This window comes from Variovorax sp. PvP013 (genome assembly GCF_050435945.1).
Taxonomy (GTDB): domain Bacteria; phylum Pseudomonadota; class Gammaproteobacteria; order Burkholderiales; family Burkholderiaceae_C; genus Variovorax.
This window is the reverse complement of record NZ_JBNDLF010000005.1, coordinates 220,262-238,531: the sequence shown is the minus strand read 5'-3', so window position 1 is coordinate 238,531 and position 18,270 is coordinate 220,262. Positions and strand designations below refer to the sequence as shown.

General features: G+C 70.9%; 20 protein-coding genes. 14 read left to right on the top strand and 6 right to left on the bottom strand.

Annotated elements, in window-relative coordinates; genetic code table 11:
• Nucleotides 1–189: 189 nt before the first annotated feature.
• Nucleotides 190–666 carry a hypothetical protein gene (locus ABID77_RS15975; protein WP_429597885.1) on the bottom strand — a complete coding sequence of 159 codons (477 nt, stop codon included), beginning with the start codon at nucleotides 664–666 and terminating at the stop codon, nucleotides 190–192.
• A 287-nt stretch (nucleotides 667–953) separates the two neighbouring features.
• Between ABID77_RS15975 and ABID77_RS15970 the strand changes: the two genes are divergently transcribed.
• From ABID77_RS15970 to ABID77_RS15930, 9 genes are all read left to right on the top strand, one after another.
• Complete coding sequence (locus tag ABID77_RS15970; RefSeq protein ID WP_429597883.1) at nucleotides 954–1,871, top strand: LysR family transcriptional regulator; 918 nt, start codon at nucleotides 954–956, stop codon at nucleotides 1,869–1,871.
• Nucleotides 1,872–1,986: 115 nt separating this feature from the next.
• Nucleotides 1,987–2,997, top strand: a complete 1,011-nt coding sequence (locus ABID77_RS15965) for a Bug family tripartite tricarboxylate transporter substrate binding protein (protein WP_429597881.1) — start codon at nucleotides 1,987–1,989, stop codon at nucleotides 2,995–2,997.
• Nucleotides 2,998–3,219: 222 nt separating this feature from the next.
• Nucleotides 3,220–3,912, top strand: a complete 693-nt coding sequence (locus ABID77_RS15960; RefSeq protein WP_429597879.1) for an RraA family protein — start codon at nucleotides 3,220–3,222, stop codon at nucleotides 3,910–3,912.
• Nucleotides 3,909–4,841 (top strand): NAD(P)-dependent oxidoreductase, encoded by a 933-nt coding sequence (locus ABID77_RS15955; RefSeq protein WP_429597877.1) that lies wholly within the window; start codon nucleotides 3,909–3,911, stop codon nucleotides 4,839–4,841. The genes ABID77_RS15960 and ABID77_RS15955 overlap by 4 nt, the downstream gene beginning before the upstream one ends.
• 74 nt (nucleotides 4,842–4,915) lie before the next feature.
• Complete coding sequence (locus ABID77_RS15950; protein ID WP_429597875.1) at nucleotides 4,916–5,896, top strand: tripartite tricarboxylate transporter substrate binding protein; 981 nt, start codon at nucleotides 4,916–4,918, stop codon at nucleotides 5,894–5,896.
• Between the two features lie 52 nt (nucleotides 5,897–5,948).
• A complete protein-coding gene (locus ABID77_RS15945; protein ID WP_429597873.1) occupies nucleotides 5,949–6,905 on the top strand; it encodes a tripartite tricarboxylate transporter substrate binding protein in 957 nt (318 codons plus the stop codon).
• Between the two features lie 13 nt (nucleotides 6,906–6,918).
• Complete coding sequence (locus tag ABID77_RS15940) at nucleotides 6,919–7,818, top strand: amidohydrolase family protein (RefSeq protein WP_429597871.1); 900 nt, start codon at nucleotides 6,919–6,921, stop codon at nucleotides 7,816–7,818.
• Nucleotides 7,819–7,834: 16 nt separating this feature from the next.
• The gene (locus ABID77_RS15935) at nucleotides 7,835–8,776 is read left to right on the top strand and encodes an SMP-30/gluconolactonase/LRE family protein (RefSeq protein WP_429597869.1); all 942 of its coding nucleotides are present in this window, start codon (nucleotides 7,835–7,837) and stop codon (nucleotides 8,774–8,776) included.
• Complete coding sequence (locus tag ABID77_RS15930) at nucleotides 8,773–9,699, top strand: hydroxyacid dehydrogenase (protein WP_429597867.1); 927 nt, start codon at nucleotides 8,773–8,775, stop codon at nucleotides 9,697–9,699. The genes ABID77_RS15935 and ABID77_RS15930 overlap by 4 nt, the downstream gene beginning before the upstream one ends.
• A gap of 51 nt (nucleotides 9,700–9,750) precedes the next feature.
• Here ABID77_RS15930 and ABID77_RS15925 read toward each other — a convergent pair whose 3' ends face one another.
• On the bottom strand, nucleotides 9,751–10,728 hold the full coding sequence (locus tag ABID77_RS15925; RefSeq protein WP_429597865.1) for a Bug family tripartite tricarboxylate transporter substrate binding protein: 978 nt from the start codon (nucleotides 10,726–10,728) through the stop codon (nucleotides 9,751–9,753).
• A gap of 137 nt (nucleotides 10,729–10,865) precedes the next feature.
• A complete protein-coding gene (locus ABID77_RS15920) occupies nucleotides 10,866–11,981 on the bottom strand; it encodes a tartrate dehydrogenase (RefSeq protein WP_429597863.1) in 1,116 nt (371 codons plus the stop codon).
• Nucleotides 11,982–12,115: 134 nt separating this feature from the next.
• Between ABID77_RS15920 and ABID77_RS15915 the strand changes: the two genes are divergently transcribed.
• From ABID77_RS15915 to ABID77_RS15900, 4 genes are all read left to right on the top strand, one after another.
• A complete protein-coding gene (locus ABID77_RS15915) occupies nucleotides 12,116–13,051 on the top strand; it encodes a LysR family transcriptional regulator (RefSeq protein WP_429597861.1) in 936 nt (311 codons plus the stop codon).
• A 303-nt stretch (nucleotides 13,052–13,354) separates the two neighbouring features.
• Nucleotides 13,355–13,687: a hypothetical protein gene (locus ABID77_RS15910; RefSeq protein ID WP_429597859.1), complete on the top strand. Its 333-nt coding sequence runs from the start codon at nucleotides 13,355–13,357 to the stop codon at nucleotides 13,685–13,687.
• A 202-nt stretch (nucleotides 13,688–13,889) separates the two neighbouring features.
• On the top strand, nucleotides 13,890–14,189 hold the full coding sequence (locus ABID77_RS15905) for a hypothetical protein (protein WP_429597858.1): 300 nt from the start codon (nucleotides 13,890–13,892) through the stop codon (nucleotides 14,187–14,189).
• 52 nt (nucleotides 14,190–14,241) lie between these two features.
• A complete protein-coding gene (locus tag ABID77_RS15900) occupies nucleotides 14,242–15,495 on the top strand; it encodes a Gfo/Idh/MocA family protein (protein WP_429597857.1) in 1,254 nt (417 codons plus the stop codon).
• Between the two features lie 46 nt (nucleotides 15,496–15,541).
• Here ABID77_RS15900 and ABID77_RS15895 read toward each other — a convergent pair whose 3' ends face one another.
• Nucleotides 15,542–15,913, bottom strand: a complete 372-nt coding sequence (locus ABID77_RS15895) for a hypothetical protein (protein WP_429597855.1) — start codon at nucleotides 15,911–15,913, stop codon at nucleotides 15,542–15,544.
• A 184-nt stretch (nucleotides 15,914–16,097) separates the two neighbouring features.
• On the opposite strand from ABID77_RS15895, the gene ABID77_RS15890 reads away from it, so the two are divergent.
• Nucleotides 16,098–16,286, top strand: coding sequence for a hypothetical protein (locus tag ABID77_RS15890; RefSeq protein ID WP_429597853.1), 189 nt, complete (start codon nucleotides 16,098–16,100; stop codon nucleotides 16,284–16,286).
• Between the two features lie 27 nt (nucleotides 16,287–16,313).
• On the opposite strand, the gene ABID77_RS15885 is transcribed toward ABID77_RS15890, so the two are convergent.
• Together ABID77_RS15885 and ABID77_RS15880 are read right to left on the bottom strand one after the other, a co-directional pair.
• Complete coding sequence (locus ABID77_RS15885) at nucleotides 16,314–17,288, bottom strand: ferritin-like domain-containing protein (RefSeq protein ID WP_429597851.1); 975 nt, start codon at nucleotides 17,286–17,288, stop codon at nucleotides 16,314–16,316.
• 488 nt (nucleotides 17,289–17,776) lie between these two features.
• Nucleotides 17,777–17,986, bottom strand: coding sequence for a hypothetical protein (locus tag ABID77_RS15880; RefSeq protein ID WP_429597849.1), 210 nt, complete (start codon nucleotides 17,984–17,986; stop codon nucleotides 17,777–17,779).
• Nucleotides 17,987–18,270: the final 284 nt, after the last annotated feature.

The following is an 18,270-nucleotide window of genomic DNA, read 5'->3' as shown; positions in this document are numbered from 1 at the left end:
ACTACCACGTGCCCTTCGGCGGGCGCAAGGGCTCGAGCTACGGGCCCAGGGAGCAGGGCAGGTACGCCCAGGAGTTCTTCACGACCGTCAAGACGGCTTACACCCTCGCCTGAGCCGAGGGTCGGGATCGGGCGTTCCGGCGCCCGTGGACGGACGCGCGACCGACGCGTCCTCCCTCCGGCACGCCCTTCAGGCCTGGCGTCGCCGATGCCGGTCGAGCTCCCTGCCCACCAGCACGGCCACGCAGCGCAGCGCATCGGCCGGGCGGCTGCCCACGGGGGTGCGACGGTCGTCGCTCACGCAGCACAGCGTGCCGTAGACCTGACCGTCGCGCAGCACGACCGGCCGGTCGAGCAGGGCGGCGCCGGCGGGCACCGGCACCTCGGCCGTCCGTCGCGGTCCGGCTTCGAAGGTGATCTCCAGTGTCAGCACCGTCTTCGCGATCTGCAGCAGCTCGGTCACCACGGCCCGTTCGGCCAGCGCCGCGACGTCGGATGCGACCGGTGCGGGGGTCGGTGCGCTGGCTGGGGGGACAGGTCGGGGCGCCGGGGAGGCGGGCTTGAACGGCGCGACCGAAGCGGCCGGGCTGCCGGTCCCGGTGCTGGTGCCGATGCCGGCGCTCTCCTGGTAGAGCCAGCTCGCGTTGAAGTGGAGCGATCGCGCCATGGTCAGGCCTCGACCGCGCGGCCGCACGATGAATGCGGGAGGCGACGGCATTCGCGATGCGAGGCGACCGGCCGCACCGGGGCGATGGAATGGATCATGGCGTTCGGGGTGAAAACTGGAATTTTCTTTACCGCGTCATGCCGATCCAAGGCAGCATTTCACGCTTCGGTATTCGGCTGGAAAACGGCCTGGCGAAACGTGCAGGAGTACCGGTCGACGGGCGCCGTCGCACCGCGTCTGGAAAAATGCGCTCCCGGGCGGTTGGCCCATCGACGAGGAGCTGAACCTTGGACCTGCGCGATCTCCAGTATTTCGAAGTGATCGCCGAGCTCGAGCACATGGGCCGCGCCTCGGAGCGCCTGCATCGCACGCAGCCGGCGCTGACGAGCTGCGTGGACCGCCTGGAAGCGGCCTGCGGCGCCGCCCTGTTCGAGAAGAGCGGGCGCGGCATCCGCCTCACGGCCGCCGGCCACGCGCTGCTCAAGTGGGCCCAGCGCACGCGCTTCGACATCGAGAGTGCGCGGCGCGAGATCGGCGACATCGGCCGCGGGCTGTCGGGCCTGCTCAAGGTCGGCATCGTGCCGACGGCCGCGCAGTTCCTGCTGCCGCCGGCCGCGCGCGACCTGATCCGGGAGGCGCCCGGCGTGACGCTGCGCACCACCGTCGCGCTGGTGGACGTGCTCAAGCCGCTGCTGCGCGCGGGCGAGATCGACCTGATGGTCGGCACCGAGGGCACGCCCGAGGCCGGCTTCGTCTCGCACTACCTGGCCGAGGACCTGATCGTCGTGGCGGCGGCCGAGACGCACGAGGTCTTCGGCCTGCCCGAGCCCCGGCTCGACGACCTGGCGAGTTACCGCTGGGTGCTGCAGCCCGCCGGTGCGCCGACACGCGACTGGCTCGACCAGACCTTCGACCGCCAGCACCTGCCGCGACCGGTGGTGCAGGTGGAGAGCACCATGCTGATCATGCTGCCGGAACTCATCGGCGAGACCGGGCTGCTGAGCTTCATCTCGCGGCTGCACCTGCAGGCCGGGCGCTCCGGCGCCGTGCTGCGCGAGGTGCCCATCGAGGGCATCGCGATGCGGCGGCGCATGGTGGTGACCCATCGCGACAACGGCTACGTGCCGCCGGCGGCCCGGCGGCTGATCGAGCTGCTGGCGCGCCACGCGACCTCGCAGGCCGTGAAATACCCCAAGCCGGATTGATGGATCTCAAAAAATAATCGATTGGACCCGTGGTGTGGTCCTGTGAATACTTGCCATTCACCGAACGCATCGTCCCATCCGCGGACGGCGCGGTTCCGAACTGGAGACAAGTGAGATGACATCCTTCCGCACCACCGGCGGCGCTTCGCGTCGCTTCGCCCTGGCCGCCCTCGGCCTGATCGCCACGGGGTCGCTGCTGGGCGCCGCGCCGGTCCTGGCGCAGTCCGGCTATCCGTCGCGGCCGATCCGGCTGATCGTGCCGTTCCCGGCCGGCGGCGGCACCGACCTGATCGCCCGCGAGGTCGCCAACAAGGTGGCCACGAGCAACGGCTGGTCGATCATCATCGACAACAAGCCGGGTTCCGGCGGCAACCTGGGCGTCGACGCGGCGGCCAAGGCGACGCCCGACGGCTACACGCTGGTGCTGGGCCAGACCAGCAACCTGGCGATCAACCCGACGCTCTATCCCAAGCTGCCCTACGACCCGCAGAAGGACCTGTCGCCGGTGACGCTGGTGGCCACCGCGCCGCTGGTGCTGGTGGTCGCGGCCGACTCGCCCTACAAGACCCTGGCCGACGTGGTCGCCGCCGCCAAGGCCAGGCCCGAGACCCTGAACTACGCCAGCTCCGGCAGCGGCACCGTCGCCCACCTGGCCACCGAGCTGCTGCAGAAGACCGCCGGCGTGAAGTTCACGCACGTTCCCTACAAGGGCGCGGCCCAGGGCTCGACCGACCTGATCGGCGGCCAGATCCAGATGTACATGTCGTCGGTGCCCACGCTCATCGGCTACATCAAGAGCGGCAAGATGCGTCCGATCGCCGTCACCTCGGCCCAGCGCACGGCCGACCTGCCGGCGGTGCCGACGGTGGCCGAGTCGGGCTACAAGGGCTTCGAGGCGGTGACCTGGTTCGGCGTCGCCGGCCCGGACGGCATGCCCCAGGACGTCGTGCCCAAGCTCAACGCCGCCTTCAACAAGGCCGTGCAGGACCCCGAGGTGAAGAAGAAGCTGGCCAGCCAGGGCGCCGAGTCCCTGGGCGGCACGCCCGAGAAGTTCGCCACCCTGATCCGCGACGACATCGTGCGCTGGGGCAAGGTGGTGAAGGAGTCCGGCGCGAAGGTCGACTGACCCCCAGTCTCCGCGCACTTCGTGTCGCTTCGCCAACCCCCTTCCAGGGGGCGACACCGGTGGCCCGGCGGAGCCGGTTCCACGGTGTCCTCGGCATCGGGTGCGACGGTTTCTTCACGGGCTGCGCAGTGGTGGCGCCGATGAGGCCGCCGAGCCGACTTCGCCGTTGCTTTCCCCTTACCCCATTCCGATTCCCATCATCCTTCGACCGAAAGCCAAACCATGTCCACCTCCCAACTCCCCGACATCGTCCGCGACTTCGAACGCGTGCCCGCCGCCATCGTGGCGCAGGCCGCGCAACTCCAGCCGGCCATCCTGGCCGACGTCGCCGGGCGGCGCGGCGCGATGCACGGGCGCATCCAGGCGCTGCGTCCGCGCATGAAGCTCGCCGGCACGGCCTTCACGGTCGAGGTGCGTCCGGGCGACAACCTGATGATCCACGCGGCCATCGCGCTGGCCCAGCCGGGCGACGTGCTGGTCATCGACGGCAAGGGCGACCGGACCTCGGCCCTGATGGGCACGATCATGATGACGGCCTGCCAGAAGCTCGGCATCGCCGGCGTGGTGATGGACGGCGCCTGCCGCGACAGCCTGGAGATCGACGAGATGGACTATCCGGTCTTCTCCGTCGGCACCAATCCCAATGGCCCGACCAAGAACGTCGGCGGCCGCATCGGCCACCCGGTGACGGTCGGTGGCGTGACGGTGCGCCCGGGCGACTTCGTCATCGCCGACGGCGACGGCGTCGTGGTGGTCGAGCGCGAGAAGATCGAATCGCTGCTGCCCCTGGCCGAGAAGAAGGTCAGGGACGAGGCCGCGCGCATCGCCGCCATCAAGGAAGGCGACACGGCGGCCAAATGGCTCGGCGCCGCATTGCGCACGGCCGGCGTGCTCAAGGAAGGGGAGACGCTGTGAGCGGCGTCGTCCTCGTCACCGGCACCGACCTCGCGCCGCAGGCCCTGGCCCTGCTGAAGGACCACGAGGTGGTCTACGCCGGCAGGACGCCGACCGTGGACGACATCGTCGCCCTGTGCCGCCGGCATGACCCCGTCGCGATCATCGTGCGCTACAGCGGCGTCGGCGCCGCCGCCATGGACGCGGCGCCCTCGCTCAAGGTGATCGCCAAGCACGGCAGCGGCACCGACACCATCGACAAGGCCGCGGCCAGGGAGCGCGGCATCCAGGTGCTCGCCGCCGTGGGCGCCAACGCCGCGGCCGTCGCCGAGCAGGCGCTGGCGCTGCTGCTGGCCTGCGCCAAGTCGGTGGTGCCGCTGGACGCGCGCATGCACGCCGGCCACTGGGACAAGGCCACGCACAAGAGCGTCGAGCTCGGCGGCCGCACGGTCGGCCTGGTCGGCCTGGGCGCCATCGGCCTGAAGTTCGCGCGCATGGCCGACGCCCTGGGCATGCGCGTGATCGGCTTCGATCCGTTCGCGAAGGACCTGCCGGACTACGTCCGGAGCGTCGACCTGGCGACGATCTGGCGCGAGGCCGACGCCATCTCGCTGCACTGCCCGCTGACCGAGGAGAACCGCCGGCTGATCGACGCCAACACGCTGGCGAAATGCAAGCGCGGCGTGATCGTGGTGAACACCGCGCGCGGCGGCCTGGTCGACGAGGACGCGCTGCTCGCGGCGGTGCGCTCGGGCCAGGTGATGAGCGCCGGCCTCGACAGCTTCGCGGTCGAGCCCCTGGCGGCGGACAACGTCTTCAAGGGCCAGCCGGGCTTTGTCCTCAGCCCGCACATCGGTGGCGTCACCGGCGATGCCTACGTCAACATGGGCGTCGCCGCCGCGCGCAACGTGCGCTCGGTGGTCGCGGGCGCGACGTCCACGGCCGCCTGACACCCCACGACGGCGACCGTCCCGAGCTTCCGCAGAGCCGCCGGGCGGACTTCCGCCTTCCCAGGAGACAACACATGCCATTCCGTCACCGGATCCGACCCGCGCTGGTCGCCGCGGGCGTCGCCGCCATCGCCGCGGCCGCGTCCGCCCAGCCGGGAGCGTCGACCCCGCCGATCCGCCTGGTGGTCGGCTTCTCCGCCGGCGGGCCCACCGACGTGGTGGCGCGCGCCTTCGCCGACTTCGCCGGCCGCGCGCTCGCTCGGTCGGTGATCGTCGACAACAAGCCCGGCGCCAACACCATCCTGGCGGCCGAGGCGGTGGCCGCGGCGCCGCCCGATGGCCGCACGCTGCTGCTGGGCGCCACCAACCACACCATGATCCCGGCGCTCTACGCCGCCCGGGTGAAGTTCGACGCATCGCGCTCGTTCGCGCCGATCTGCACGCTGGCGATCAGCCCGACCGTGCTGGTGGTCGGGCCCTCGATGCCGGCGAAGACCCTGGCGGAGTTCCTGCGGGACGTGCGCGACCGTCCGGGCGAGCGCACCTACGCGACGCCCGGCAGCGGCAGCAGCGGCCACTTCGCCAGCGAGCAGTTCACCCGGCTCACCGGCACGCGGATGAACCACATTCCCTACAAGGGCGCCGCCCAGGCGGTGACCGACCTGATGGGCGGCCAGGTCGACGCCTCCTTCGCCACGCTGGGCTCGGTGCTGCCGCAGGTGCAGACCGGCAAGCTGCGTGCGCTGGCGGTGGCCGCGCCGCAGCGTTCGGCCCTGCTGCCGCAGGTGCCGACCTTCGAGGAGTCGGGCGTCAAGGGCTATGCGGCCGACGCCTGGTACGGCCTGCTCGCGCCGGCGGGCACGCCGGCCGACGTGGTCGAGCGCCTGACCCGCGTCGCGAAGGATTTCGCCGCCGCCCCGGCGACCACCGAGAAGCTGCGCGGCCTCGGCATGCAGCCCGCCAGCACCTGCGGCGACGCCTTCGCGCGCCAGCTCGATGCCGAGATCGAGGACGCCACGCGCACCGCGCGGGCGCTGGACCTCAAGGTCGAGTGAACGCCGCCGCCACGCGCATCCATCCGCCTTCCAACCCTTTCCGGGACACCCCATGAAGAAGCTCCTCAAGACCCTGCTGCTGGCCTGCGCCGTGGCCGCCGGCGCCGCGCAGGCGGCGTTCCCCGAACGTACCATCACCCTCGTCGTGCCCTACGCGCCCGGCGGCGCGGCCGACGCCATCGCCCGCCAGCTGGCGGTGCGCATGGCCGCCCGGCTGGGCACGAGCGTGATCGTCGACAACAAGCCCGGCGCCAGCGGCACCATCGGCGAGGCCTTCGTGGCGCGCGCCCCGGCCGACGGCCACACCGTGCTCTACGACGCCACGCCGTTCTCGATCAACCCGGCGCTCTACGCCAGGCTGCCCTTCAACGACAGGAGCTTCCAGCCGCTGGCGCTGGTCTCGCTCTCGCCCAACGTGCTGATCGTGCGCAAGGACTCGCCGATCCGCGACCAGCAGGACCTGATCGCGCGCGCCAAGGCACAGCCCGGCAAGCTCAGCTTCGCCTCCGGCGGCAGCGGCACGGTGCAGCGCCTGGCCGCCGAGCTCTATCGCCAGGGCCTGGGTCTGGACATGCTGCACGTGCCCTACAAGAGCGGCGGCCCGGCGATCTCCGACGTCATGGGCGGGCAGGTCGACTTCATGTTCGGCACCCTGGCCGCGAGCAACCCGCTGGTGGTCTCGGGCAAGCTGCGCGCGCTGGCGATCTCGTCGCCGAAACGCTCGCCCCTGCTGCCGGAGGTGCCCACCGTCGCCGAGACCGTGCTGCCGGGTTACGAGGCCTACGAATGGAACGGCCTGCTGCTGCCGGCCGGCACGCCCGAGGCGGTGGTCCAGCGCCTGCACCAGGCGGTGGTCGAGTCGCTGCAGGACGAGGAGCTGAGGAAGCGAATGGGCGAGATGGGCGCGCAGCCCGTCGGCGGCACGCCGGCCGAGTTCGGCGCCTTCCTGCAGAAGGAAGCGGCCAAGTGGTCCGGCGTGATCCGCAAGGGCGACATCAAGGTCGACTGAGTCCCACGACACGATGGACGCCGCTCCCGTCTCGCACTCCGCCGGCACCCGCGCGCCGTCGCGCGTCATGCCGGCGGGCGCCTGCGACTGCCACATGCACGTCTTCGACCCGCGCTTCGCGGCGTCGCCGCACTGGCCGCGCACGCCGCCGCGGGCCGACGTGGCGGCCTACCGCCTGCTGCAGCGGCGCCTGGGCACGGACCGGGCGGTGGTGGTGACGCCCTCGACCTACGGCACCGACAACCGCTGCACCCTCGACGCGCTGGCCGCCCTGGGCCCGCGGGCGCGCGGCGTCGCGGTGGTCGCGCAGGACGTGGACGCGGCCGAGCTGGCGCTGCTGGCGCAGCGGGGCGTGCGCGGCCTGCGGGTCAACTTCGTCTCGCCGCAGTCCTGGGGCGCCACCACGCCGGAGATGCTGCGGACCCTGGCGGCCAAGGCGGCATCGCTGGGCTGGCACCTGCAGGTGTTCGCCTCGGCGGCGCAGCTGGTCGCGCTGGAGCCCGTGCTGGCGCGGCTGCCGGTGCCGCTGGTCGTCGATCACCTGGGACGCATCGACCCGGTGCCGGGCGTCCGGGGCGAGGCCTTCGCCACGCTGCGCCGGCTGCTGGACGCCGGCCGCACCTGGGTCAAGCTCTCGGGCGCCTACATGGGATCGGCCGAAGGCGCTCCCTCTTACGGCGACCGTACCCCGCTCGGCCGCGCCCTGTTGCGCGCGGCGCCGCGGCGTTTGGTCTGGGGCAGCGACTGGCCGCACACCACCGAGCCGGCCGGCAGCGTCGACGACGCCGACCTGGTCGACCTGCTGCGCGACTGGTGCGGCGACGACCGGCTGATGGACGCCATCCTGGTCGACAACCCCGCCGTGCTCTACGGTTTCGACGAGCCCCCCACTTCCACGCCCACTCCCCACTGATGCCCGAGCGATCCCCATGTTCCTGCTGAACCCTCCACGCGTCGTCGACCTGCAACCCTTCACCCGCCTGCCGGACCGCTTCCGCCAGCGCCGGCACAGCGACTGGAGCCGCGCCAACCGCGGCGGCCACCCCACCGATTCCTTCCTCGAGGGGCCGGTGGCCGACGACCACGGCAACCTCTACGTGAGCGACATCCCCTTCGGCCGCGTCTTCCGCATCGACGCGGCCGGCGACTGGACCCAGGTGGCCGAGTACGACGGCGAGCCCAACGGCATGAAGCTGCTCGACGAGCGCACATTGCTCGTCACCGACTACCGGCACGGCCTGATGCGCCTGGACATCGCCAGCGGCCGCGTCGAGCCGTTCCTGGAGCGCCGGAACAGCGAGCGCTTCAAGGGCGTCAACGACCTGGTCTTCGACGCCGAGGGCAACCTGTACTTCACCGACCAGGGCCAGACCGGCCTGCACGACCCCACCGGGCGGCTGTACCGGCTGCGCCCCTCGGGCCAGCTCGACCTGCTGCTGGCCAACGTGCCTAGCCCCAACGGCGTCGCGCTGTCGCCGGACCAGAAGGTGCTGTGGCTGGCGGTGACGCGCGGCAACTGCGTCTGGCGCGTGCCGCTGCTGGCCGACGGCAGCGTCGCCAAGGTGGGCCAGTTCTTCACCTCCCACGGTCCGAGCGGACCGGACGGCCTGGCGGTCGACCGCGACGGCCGCCTGCTGGTGGCCAACCCCGGGCTGGGCTGCGTCTGGGTGCTCAACGCCCGCGCCGAGCCGGAGCTGGTGCTGCGCGGCGCGCCCGGCGCCTCCCTCACCAACCTGGCCTTCGGCGGCGCCGACCGCGACGTGCTCTACGTCACCGATTCCACCCACGGCACGGTACTGCGCGCCGAACCCGGCGTCGCCGGCCTGCCGCTGGACCGCGCCGCCCCACGCACCGGAAAGCCGTCGCCATGAACCCCGACACCATCCTGATCTCCGAAGCCCGGCTGCATCCCGACGCCGTCGAGCTGCTGCGCGACCACCGCCTGGTCTACACCGGCGCGACCTTCACGCAGGACGAACTGGTGGCCCTGTGCGAGCGCGAGCGACCCGTCGCGATCCTGGCGCGCTACGGCCGCATCGACCGCCGCGTGCTGGCGGCCTCGCCCCGGCTGCGCGTGGTCTCGCGCCACGGCGTGGGGCTGGACGCCATCGACCGGGCGGCGGCGCGCGAGCTGGGCATCGTGGTGCGGGCGGCCGTCGGCTCCAACAGCCAGGCGGTCGCCGAGCACGCGCTGGGCCTGATGCTGGCCTGCGCCCGCCGTCTCGCCTGGCTGGACCGGCGCATGCACGAGGGACACTGGGACAAGCCGGGCTACCTGGGCCTGGAACTGGCCGGCGCCACGCTGGGCGTCGTGGGCTGCGGCGCGATCGGCGCGCGCGTGGTGCGCTTCGCGCAGGCGATCGGCATGCGGGTGCGGGTGACCGATCCCTTCGTGCCGGCGTCGGCCTTGCCCGAGGGGGCGATCGCCACGGGGCTGGACGACCTGCTGGCGGCGAGCGACATCGTCTCCCTGCACTGCCCGCTCGACGACGACACCCGCGGCCTGCTGGACGCGCGCCGCCTGGGCCTGCTGCGCCGGGGCGCCATCGTCGTCAACACCGCCCGCGCCGGCCTGTTCGACGAGGCCGACATGCAGCGGCGCCTGCGCGCCGGCGAACTGCAACTGGGCCTCGACTGCTTCGCCGACGAGCCGCTGGCGCCGGACTCGCCCTGGCTGGACATGCCCAACGCCGTGCTGACGCCGCACGTGGGCGGCACCACCGACGGCGGCCTGCGCGGCATGGCCGTGGGCGCGGCGCGCAACATCCTCGAGGTGCTGGCCGGCCCGGCGTGAGGCCTCGGAGGGGGCGGCGTCGGCGTGCGCGGCGGGTGCCCCCGCGCCCTCTCAGTCGATGGCGACCTTCGCCTCCTTCACCAGCTTCGCGTAGTTGGCCGTGTCGTTCCCGATGCGCGTCGCCATCTGCGCCGGCGTGTCGCCCACCGGCTCGGCGCCGATCTCGTCCATGCGCTTCCTGAAGTCGGGCGACTGGATGATCCGCACCATCTCGGTGTTGAGCCGGGCCACGATCTCCGGCGGCGTGGCGGCCGGCGCGAGGATGCCGAACCACGTGCCCTGGTCGAAGCCCGCCAGGCCCGATTCGGCCAGCGTCGGCACGTCGGGCAGGGTGCCCGAGCGTCGCGCCGTGGTGACGGCCAGAGCGCGCAGCTTGCCGCCCTTGATGTGCTGGACCAGCGGCGTCAGCGTGTCGAAGGACATGTCGACCTGGCCGCCGAGCAGGTCGGTCGTCAGCGGCGCGCTGCCCTTGTAGGGCACGTGCAGGAGCTCGACGCCGGACTGCTGCGCGAACTGCGTGCCGATCAGGTGCTGCACCGTGCCGTTGCCGTTGGAGCCGTAGGACAGCTTGCCCGGCGCCGCCTTGGCCAGGGCGATCAGGCCCTTGACGTCGGTCGCGCTCGACTTCGCGTTGACCACCAGCACGTTGGGCACCAGCGCCACGGTGGTGATCGGCGCGAAACTCTTCTCGAAGTCGTAGGGCAGCTTCTTGTAGACGCTGGTGGCGATGGCGTGGTGCACCGCGCCCATCAACAGCGTGTAGCCGTCGGGCTTGGCCTTGGCGACGAAGTCGGCGCCGACGGTGGCGCCGGCGCCGGGCCGGCTCTCCACGATCACCGGCTGGCCCAGGCTCTGCGACAGGCCGGTGGTCAGCGAGCGGGCCAGGGCGTCGGAACTGCCACCCGGCGGGAACGGCACGACCAGCGTGACGGGCTTGGTCGGGAACGCCTGGGCGGCGGCCAGCGAGGTGGCGAAGGTCAGGGCGAGCGCGGTCAGCGCCCGGCGCGAACGCGGGGTCGGTGTCTTCATGGTCTGTCTCCGGAAGAGGGGCGAAACGGGACGTCCCGACCGCACGCGCGGCGGTTTCGAAGGGGAGCGTCGGAGGCGGTGGAGAGGGGGCGATGCCGCGCCGGCACCGCCGCCGTGCGCGGCGGCGGCCGCGTCGCTCAGGCGGCCTTGCGCTGCGGTTGCGGTTGCTGCTGCTGCTGCCGCGTGCCGTCGGCGATCCGCTCGCAGACGGCGCGGGTGACCTGCGCGGTGGTGGCGGTGCCGCCGAGGTCGCGCGTGTGCAGCGAGGTGTCGGCCGTCACGCGTTCGATGGCGGCCATGACCCGCGCGGCGGCCTCGGCCTCGCCCAGGTGCTCCAGCAGCATCACCACCGACCAGAAGGTGCCCACCGGGTTGGCCAGGCCCTGGCCCATGATGTCGAAGGCCGAGCCGTGGATGGGCTCGAACATGCTCGGGTAGCGGCGCTCCGGATCGATGTTGCCCGTGGGCGCGATGCCCAGGCTGCCCGCGAGCGCGGCGGCCAGGTCCGAGAGGATGTCCGCGTGCAGGTTGGTCGCGACGATGGTGTCGAGCGTGGCGGGCTGGTTGACCATGCGCGCGGTCATGGCGTCGACCAGTTCCTTGTCCCACGTCACGTCCGGGAAGTCCTTGGCCACCTGCAGCGCGATCTCGTCCCACATCACCATCGCGTGGCGCTGGGCGTTGCTCTTGGTGACCACGGTCAGCTGCTTGCGGGGGCGCGAGCGGGCCAGCTCGAAGGCGTAGCGGACGACGCGTTCGACGCCCGCGCGGGTCATCATGGAGACGTCGCAGGCGGCCTCGATGGGGTGGCCCTGGTGGACGCGGCCGCCCACGCCGGCGTACTCGCCCTCGGAGTTCTCGCGCACGATGACCCAGTCCAGGTCGTCCGGGCCGCAGCGCTTGAGCGGGCCGTCGATGCCCGGCAGGATGCGCGTGGGGCGCACGTTGGCGTACTGGTCGAAGCCCTGGCAGATCTTCAGGCGCAGGCCCCAGAGGGTGACGTGGTCGGGGATGTGGGGGTCGCCGGCCGAGCCGAAGAGGATGGCGTCCTTGTCGCGCAGGGCGTCCAGGCCGTCGGCGGGCATCATCTCGCCGTGGGCGCGGAACCAGTCGCCGCCCCAGGCGAAGTCCTCGAACTCGAAGGCGAACGTGTTGCTGCCGGCGGCGAGCGCTTCCAGCACTTCGCGCCCGGCGGGCACGACCTCCTTGCCGATGCCGTCGCCGGGGATGGTCGCGATCTTGTAGGTCTTCATGGGGATGTCTCCGTGAGTGGATGAAGGGGATGAGCGGTGGGCCGGACGTGAATGTAGGAGCCGGAAGCCCTGCAGAATCGCACCCGGATTCAAGCCATCGTCAACCTGGGTTCAACAATCGATCGATCCTTTCCATGGCCACCCCCACGGGCATCCAGCCGGCCGAGCTCGGCTTCTTCTCCACCCTGGTCGCGTGCGGCAGCCTGAGCGCGGCCGGACGCGAACTGGGCGTCTCCACCGCCGCGGTGAGCAAGCGCCTCTCGCAGATGGAAGCGCGCGCGGGCGTGTCGCTGGTCACGCGCAGCACGCGTCGCATGAGCCTGACGCCCGAGGGCGAGGTGTTCGTTGCGCACGCCCGGCGCATCCTGGCCGAGATCGACGACCTCAACGAGCTGCTGGGCCAGTCGCGCCGCGCGCCGCAGGGTCTGCTACGGGTCAACGCCACCCTGGGCTTCGGGCGCACGCACGTCGCGGCGATCATCTCGAGGTTCGCGAAGCGGCACCCGGAGGTCGACGTGCAGCTGCAGCTGTCGGTGAATCCGCCGCCGCTCACCGACGACGCCTGGGACGTCTGCGTCCGGTTCGGGGAGCCGCCCGACGGCCGCGTGGTGGCCCGGCGGGTCGGCACCAACCGGCGCCTGCTGTGCGCGGCGCCGTCGTACCTGAAGGCCCACGGCCAGCCCCGGGTGCCCAACGACCTGACGCGCCACAACTGCATCGGCATCCGCCAGGGCGACGAGGCCTACGGCCTGTGGCGCCTGACGACCGGCACCGGCGGCAAGGTGCGCACCGAGTCGGTCAAGACGCGCGGCACCCTGACCACCAACGACGGCGAGATCGCGGTGAACTGGGCGCTCGACGGCCACGGCATCCTGATGCGCGCCGAGTGGGACGTCGAGCGCCACCTGCGCAGCGGCCGGCTGGTCGAGGTGCTCGAGAACTACCGGACGCCCGAGGCCGACATCTACGCGGTGTATCCGCAGCGGCTGCAGCTCTCGACGCGGGTGCGCGCCTTCGTCGACGCGCTGGCCGCGGGGCTCGATCGCCCGGCGGCGCCGGCTTCGGCCTGAGTCGTCGGCGGTCGGACGAGGCGCCGGGACTCGGTTGTCGGACCGCTGCGAACGACCGGCGAGTCGCGATTCGCGCCGGCATGCAGGACACGGCCGCGTCTTGGAGCGGGCCGTTCGAAGGCGCCCTCGTTTGTGGCAAATTGGGCGTACCGCAACGCGCGGGTCCCCTCCGGGGGACACCGTCGCGGACCCGGCACCGCACGCGAAGAACTCCAGGAACAAGTGCAACCGGCCTCGGGGCCGCGCCACGCACGGATCGCCCCTCCCGGCGAACCTTCCCTTCCAACTCCAGGAGTTCCTTCCATGACCACTTCCTTCAGCAGCACCTCTCCCGCCGCCGGCGCCCTGCGCGTCCTGTCCGCCGAGCGCGAGCACCATCGCAGCGTCCTGGCCACGCAAGGCGACGAGGCCGCGCAGCGGCGCTTCGCGCTGCCCGACCCGGCCAGCCCCGACTACGAGTCGGCGCTCGCGGCCCTCGAAGGCGAAATCGATCGCGCCAGCGCGACGCTCGATCGCCAGGACGAGACGAAGGACCAGGTCCAGGCGGACCGGCAGCTCGCGGAATCCGAGGAGGACCCGGCGCCGCTGTCGAACTACAAGCGCGCCGAGGCCATCAAGCAGAACAGCCCGTCCTGAGCGTCGCCGGGCCGTGCTCGCGCCGCCCGGCGATCCGGACGACGGGAGCACGACCGGCCCGCCCGGCACGGACGTCGTTCGGGCCCCCGGCGATCGGATGCCGTGTCGCGATGGACCCGGACCTCTCGGCCCGCTTTCCTACAGCGCGGCCGCACCGGACCGCCGTAGCGTGACGTTTTCATCACCGTGAAGGCGTTTCGACATGACCAACTACAACCAGGTGACGGCCAGCGGCGAAGGCACCCGTCCTAGCACCGACGGCGGCATCGACAACATCGGCGCGGGCGAGAAGCTGACCACGCAGCGCACTGCGGCGGGCGACGAGGTCGGCGGTCCGGCACCGAACGAACGCATGAACGCGAAGCGCGCCGATGTCGAATCGACGGCGCACGACGATTCGGCGGCCTTCGAACTGCACGAGGACCTGAGCACGGATGCCAACAAGGAGCCCTCGGACCGCGCGCCGGGCGACAGCACGCCGCTCAATTCGCCCAAGGGCTGAACTGCATCGCGCGGCTTCTCGCGCGCCATTCCATCGACCGACGACCCGACCCATGCCTCCTCTCCTCCATCCCGCCCTGCACCGCCGCGCCATGCTCAAGCTGGGCGCTTCCACGACCACCGGACTGGTCCTCTCGGCCGGCGCCGTCGCGGCGCAGGGTCTGCCCGGACCGACACCGGTCGACACCGGTGGCGTTCAGGACGGCAAGGTCGTCTTCCCGCCCTGGCGCGGCGAGGCCGACAGTCCCGGGTCGGGCCCGCCGGCGCCGCTGCCGCCGGAGCAGCGCGTCGGCTTCGCCATCGTCGGACTGGGGCGGCTGTCGCTGGAGGAACTGCTGCCGGCCTTCGCGGAGAGCGGGCAGGCCCGCGTGACGGCCCTGGTGTCCGGCTCCCCGGAGAAGATGGCCGCGGTGGCGCGCCAGTACGGCATTCCGCCCACGTCGTGCTACAGCTACGCCGACTTCGACAAGGTGCGCGACGACGCCCGGGTGCAGGCGGTGTACGTCGTGCTGCCCAACGCCATGCACCGCGAGTACGTCGAGCGCGCGGCGGCGGCGGGCAAGCACGTGCTGTGCGAGAAGCCGCTGGCCACCAGCGCGGCCGATGCGCGCGCCATGGTGGCCGCCTGCGCGAAGGCCGGCGTCCGGCTCATGGTGGCCTACCGCATCCAGTACCAGCCGCATCATCTGCGGGTGCGCCAGTTCGTCAGGGACGGCACCTTCGGCCGCATCGTGGCCTTCACCGCCGGCAACGTCCAGACCGTCGCCGCCGACGCGACCCGACAGTGGCGCCACAAGCGGGCCCAGGCCGGCGGCGGGGCCCTGCCCGACATCGGGCTGTACTGCCTCAACACCGCGCGTTTCATCATCGGCCAGGAGCCGGTGGAGGTCTTCGCCCACACCTACAGCCCGCCCGGCGACCCGCGCTACGCCGACGTCGAGGAGACGGTGAATTTCATGCTGCGCTTTCCGTCGGGGCTGTTGGCCCAATGCGTGTCCAGCTACGGCGCGCGGGAGGACAAGTGGCAGCGCCTGCAGATGGAGAAGGCCACGCTCGACATGCCCAACGCCTACGACTACCGGGGCCAACGGTTGATCATCGGCCAGCGCCAGGGCGACGACAAGGCGAACAACGAGGTGGTGCTGCCACCCAAGAACCAGTTCACCGCCGAGATCGACCATTTCGCCCAGTGTCTGCGCACCGGGCAGGCGCCGCGCACGCCGGGCGAGGAGGGCGTGCGCGACCACGTGATCATGGAGGCCATCTACCGGTCGGCCGCGTCGGGGCAGGTCGTCAAGCTCGGTTGAGGCATCGAACGGAATCGAGTTTTCCCGTGCCTGGCCTGGCGTCGTCTCAGATCGGCCAGGTCGATGCCAACTCGAAGAACCGCCGCTTGAATCGCTCGGCCTGGGTCTGGCCCGGACCTTGACGGTCCTTGAAGCGACGCGACGTCCGCACCAGCCATTGCCGGGTGGCGCGGGCGAAGGCCGCTTCCGGTCCGTCGCGGCGCAGATCGGCCAGGATGGCGAGAGCGGCGCTCACCTGCTCGCCGGCGCCCGGGATGTCCCCGTCGGTCAGCACCACGGGGCAGCCGACACCTTCCTCGCGCTGTTCGGCGGCGCTCAGGCTGGGGTACTTGGTCATGATGAGCAGGGCGATGATCACGGGATGGCCGGGATGATGGGAACCCCCGACGCCGCACACCTGCTGTTCCAGGGAAGGCATGTCGAATCTCTCAGTGGAAGTCGGGCGACGCGACCCGGGATGGGTCTGCCGCAGCGAGATCCTGACCGCTCTTGTTTCTGAGAGATAGGAACTATTTAATTAGTTCGACTGAATAAGATCCGCCTCGTCGCGGCGCCATCCCAGCGCGTGACTTTGTGCGCACCGCCAGCATCGGAGTCGCCCCATGCTCGACAGATTCATCCACTTCACGTTGTACGTGAGCTGCATCTTCGGCGCCGTCGTCGCCATGTGGCTCGCGACCTTCTGCACCGACGAGGAATGGCCGCTTTGGCTGGTCTTCGCGACCACGCTCCTGCTGGCGGTGTTGCTGCTGCGGCGTCTGGGGATCCCGTTCCCGCTCGGACCTTCCTAGACGCCGCTGACCCGTGCCGCTCGCGGCTCAGGCGTAGGGGCTGGCCATGACGAGCGAGCCGTTCAGTCCGACGGGGAAGAAGCCGCCACGCGACACGCCACCGGCATTGAGGTAGACGATGTTGAGCACGTCGCCGGGCGTGCGGCTGTAGGCGATCCCGTCCTTGTCCAGCGGCACGATGTTGGACGCGCCGTCGGTGCCGGTGATGCCCTGGTCGACGTCGGTCGAGCCGTCAAGCGTGTCGCGCGCGTTGGAGATCGCGTCGGCCGAGGTGCGCAGCGCCGGCGTCGCCACACCCTTGGAGTAGAGCACCGTGCGCACCAGGCCGGCGTGGTAGGCCTCGGCCGCCAGGATACCGGCGGCGGCTTCCAGGTAGGTCTTGTTGGTGATCAGCGGCGCGGCGCCCTTGTACGCCGTCACGCCCACGTCCTCGAAGACGAAGGCGCCCAGCAGGAAGTTCTCGTCGCTGGCGTAGGGATCGAACGCCACGCCCGGACCAACCAGTCCGGCCGCGCGCGCCGCCACCGAGAACGCGCCGTTCGGATCGGTGCCGCCGACGTCGATCTGCGGCTGGGCCACGGCCGCGCTGCCGAGCGCCGCGCGCAGGAACGCGACGTGCGCGATCTCGTCCTGGGCGATCTCCTTGGCGTACTGCGCCACCACCGGGTCGCGGAAGGCCACAGCCCGGCCGCCGACCACGCTGCCCTGGGTACCGACGCCGGTGAGCAGGTTGGCCGGCAGGCCGGTGCCGAAGACGGCGTACTGATAGAACTGGGCTTCGAGGTATTCGAGGTTGAGCGCGAAGTTCAGGATCTCCACGTCGGTGGGACCGGTGCTGGTCTGCGCGACGGCGTCGTCGCCCCCGCCGCCGCACGCCGAGAGGATCATGCCTCCCACCACACCGGCGCCCACGGCGCTGGTCTTGCGGAAGAACTGGCGGCGATCCTCCAGTTTCCTGGCACGGTTCTGCAGAACATCGATCAGCTTGGATTCGGTAGACATCGGAGACTCCTTCGGGTGTCGCGGCTGGCGCGGCGGATGACGATCCTGTCGAACAAGGAGCGAATCACGGGCCGTCGGGCTCCGGGTCTCGCTCCCACCATCGCGCGCCCGGCATTCGGACGGCGCGTGAGTTCTGTACGGAGGGCCCGCGCGATCGGATGCATGTCGAAGTGCGTCGAAATGTAAGGGTGCGGCGCGATGTGCCGGTCGTCTCGGTGCGGCAGCGACCATGCGGGACCGGCCGTGCGTGTCGTGCGAGCTGTGTCGTTCGCCTGGCCATAATGCAAATGCCCTGAAAGCCGTGACTCGGAAGAGTCTGCGCTTTCAGGGCATTGGACGAGGTGCGGAATTGAAGGATCTCGGAACAGGCCTTCGATTCACTTGCGGTTTAAATTCCGAAATGAAATTTAAACAGTAATCCTTTTTTATTATTCCTCATTGAAATCCTCCGGGGCTGGACGACGCGGCGCCTCCAGCAACCAAAGACGTCAATGACCGCCTTGCGACGCCGTGGTGGCGTCGAAGAAATGCTCGTCGCGCTGGCGCACCGGGCCTTGGGGCTCGTCTTCGGCCTGTCCGGAGGAAAACACCAGGCTGCCGAGCGCCAGGACGAAACAGACGGCGATGGAAATCCAGCCGAACGTTGCCACCAGACCCCAGGTCGTTGCGACGCTTGCCAACAGAATAAGAATTTTCATGGTGCCGCGATGATGCAGCGATGCGGGTACCGTGTCTGTGATTCATTTCACAAAACCGTAAGCGCATGGAAGGCTTTCCAATTCCAATTGGAGGACCCAATGTTTAAACGAGAACTTAGGTTTAAGTTTTAGTTTCGATGCGTAATCTAGGGGCGTCGATGCGCGGTGTCCATGGCGCGCAGCCACCGTTCCGAACCTTCGCTCGGTTCCGCGGCAGGCGATCGGTGGCTCCCTGCATGGATTAACCTGCCACGCACCGATGCGCGTCGATCCCGACCGCGCCC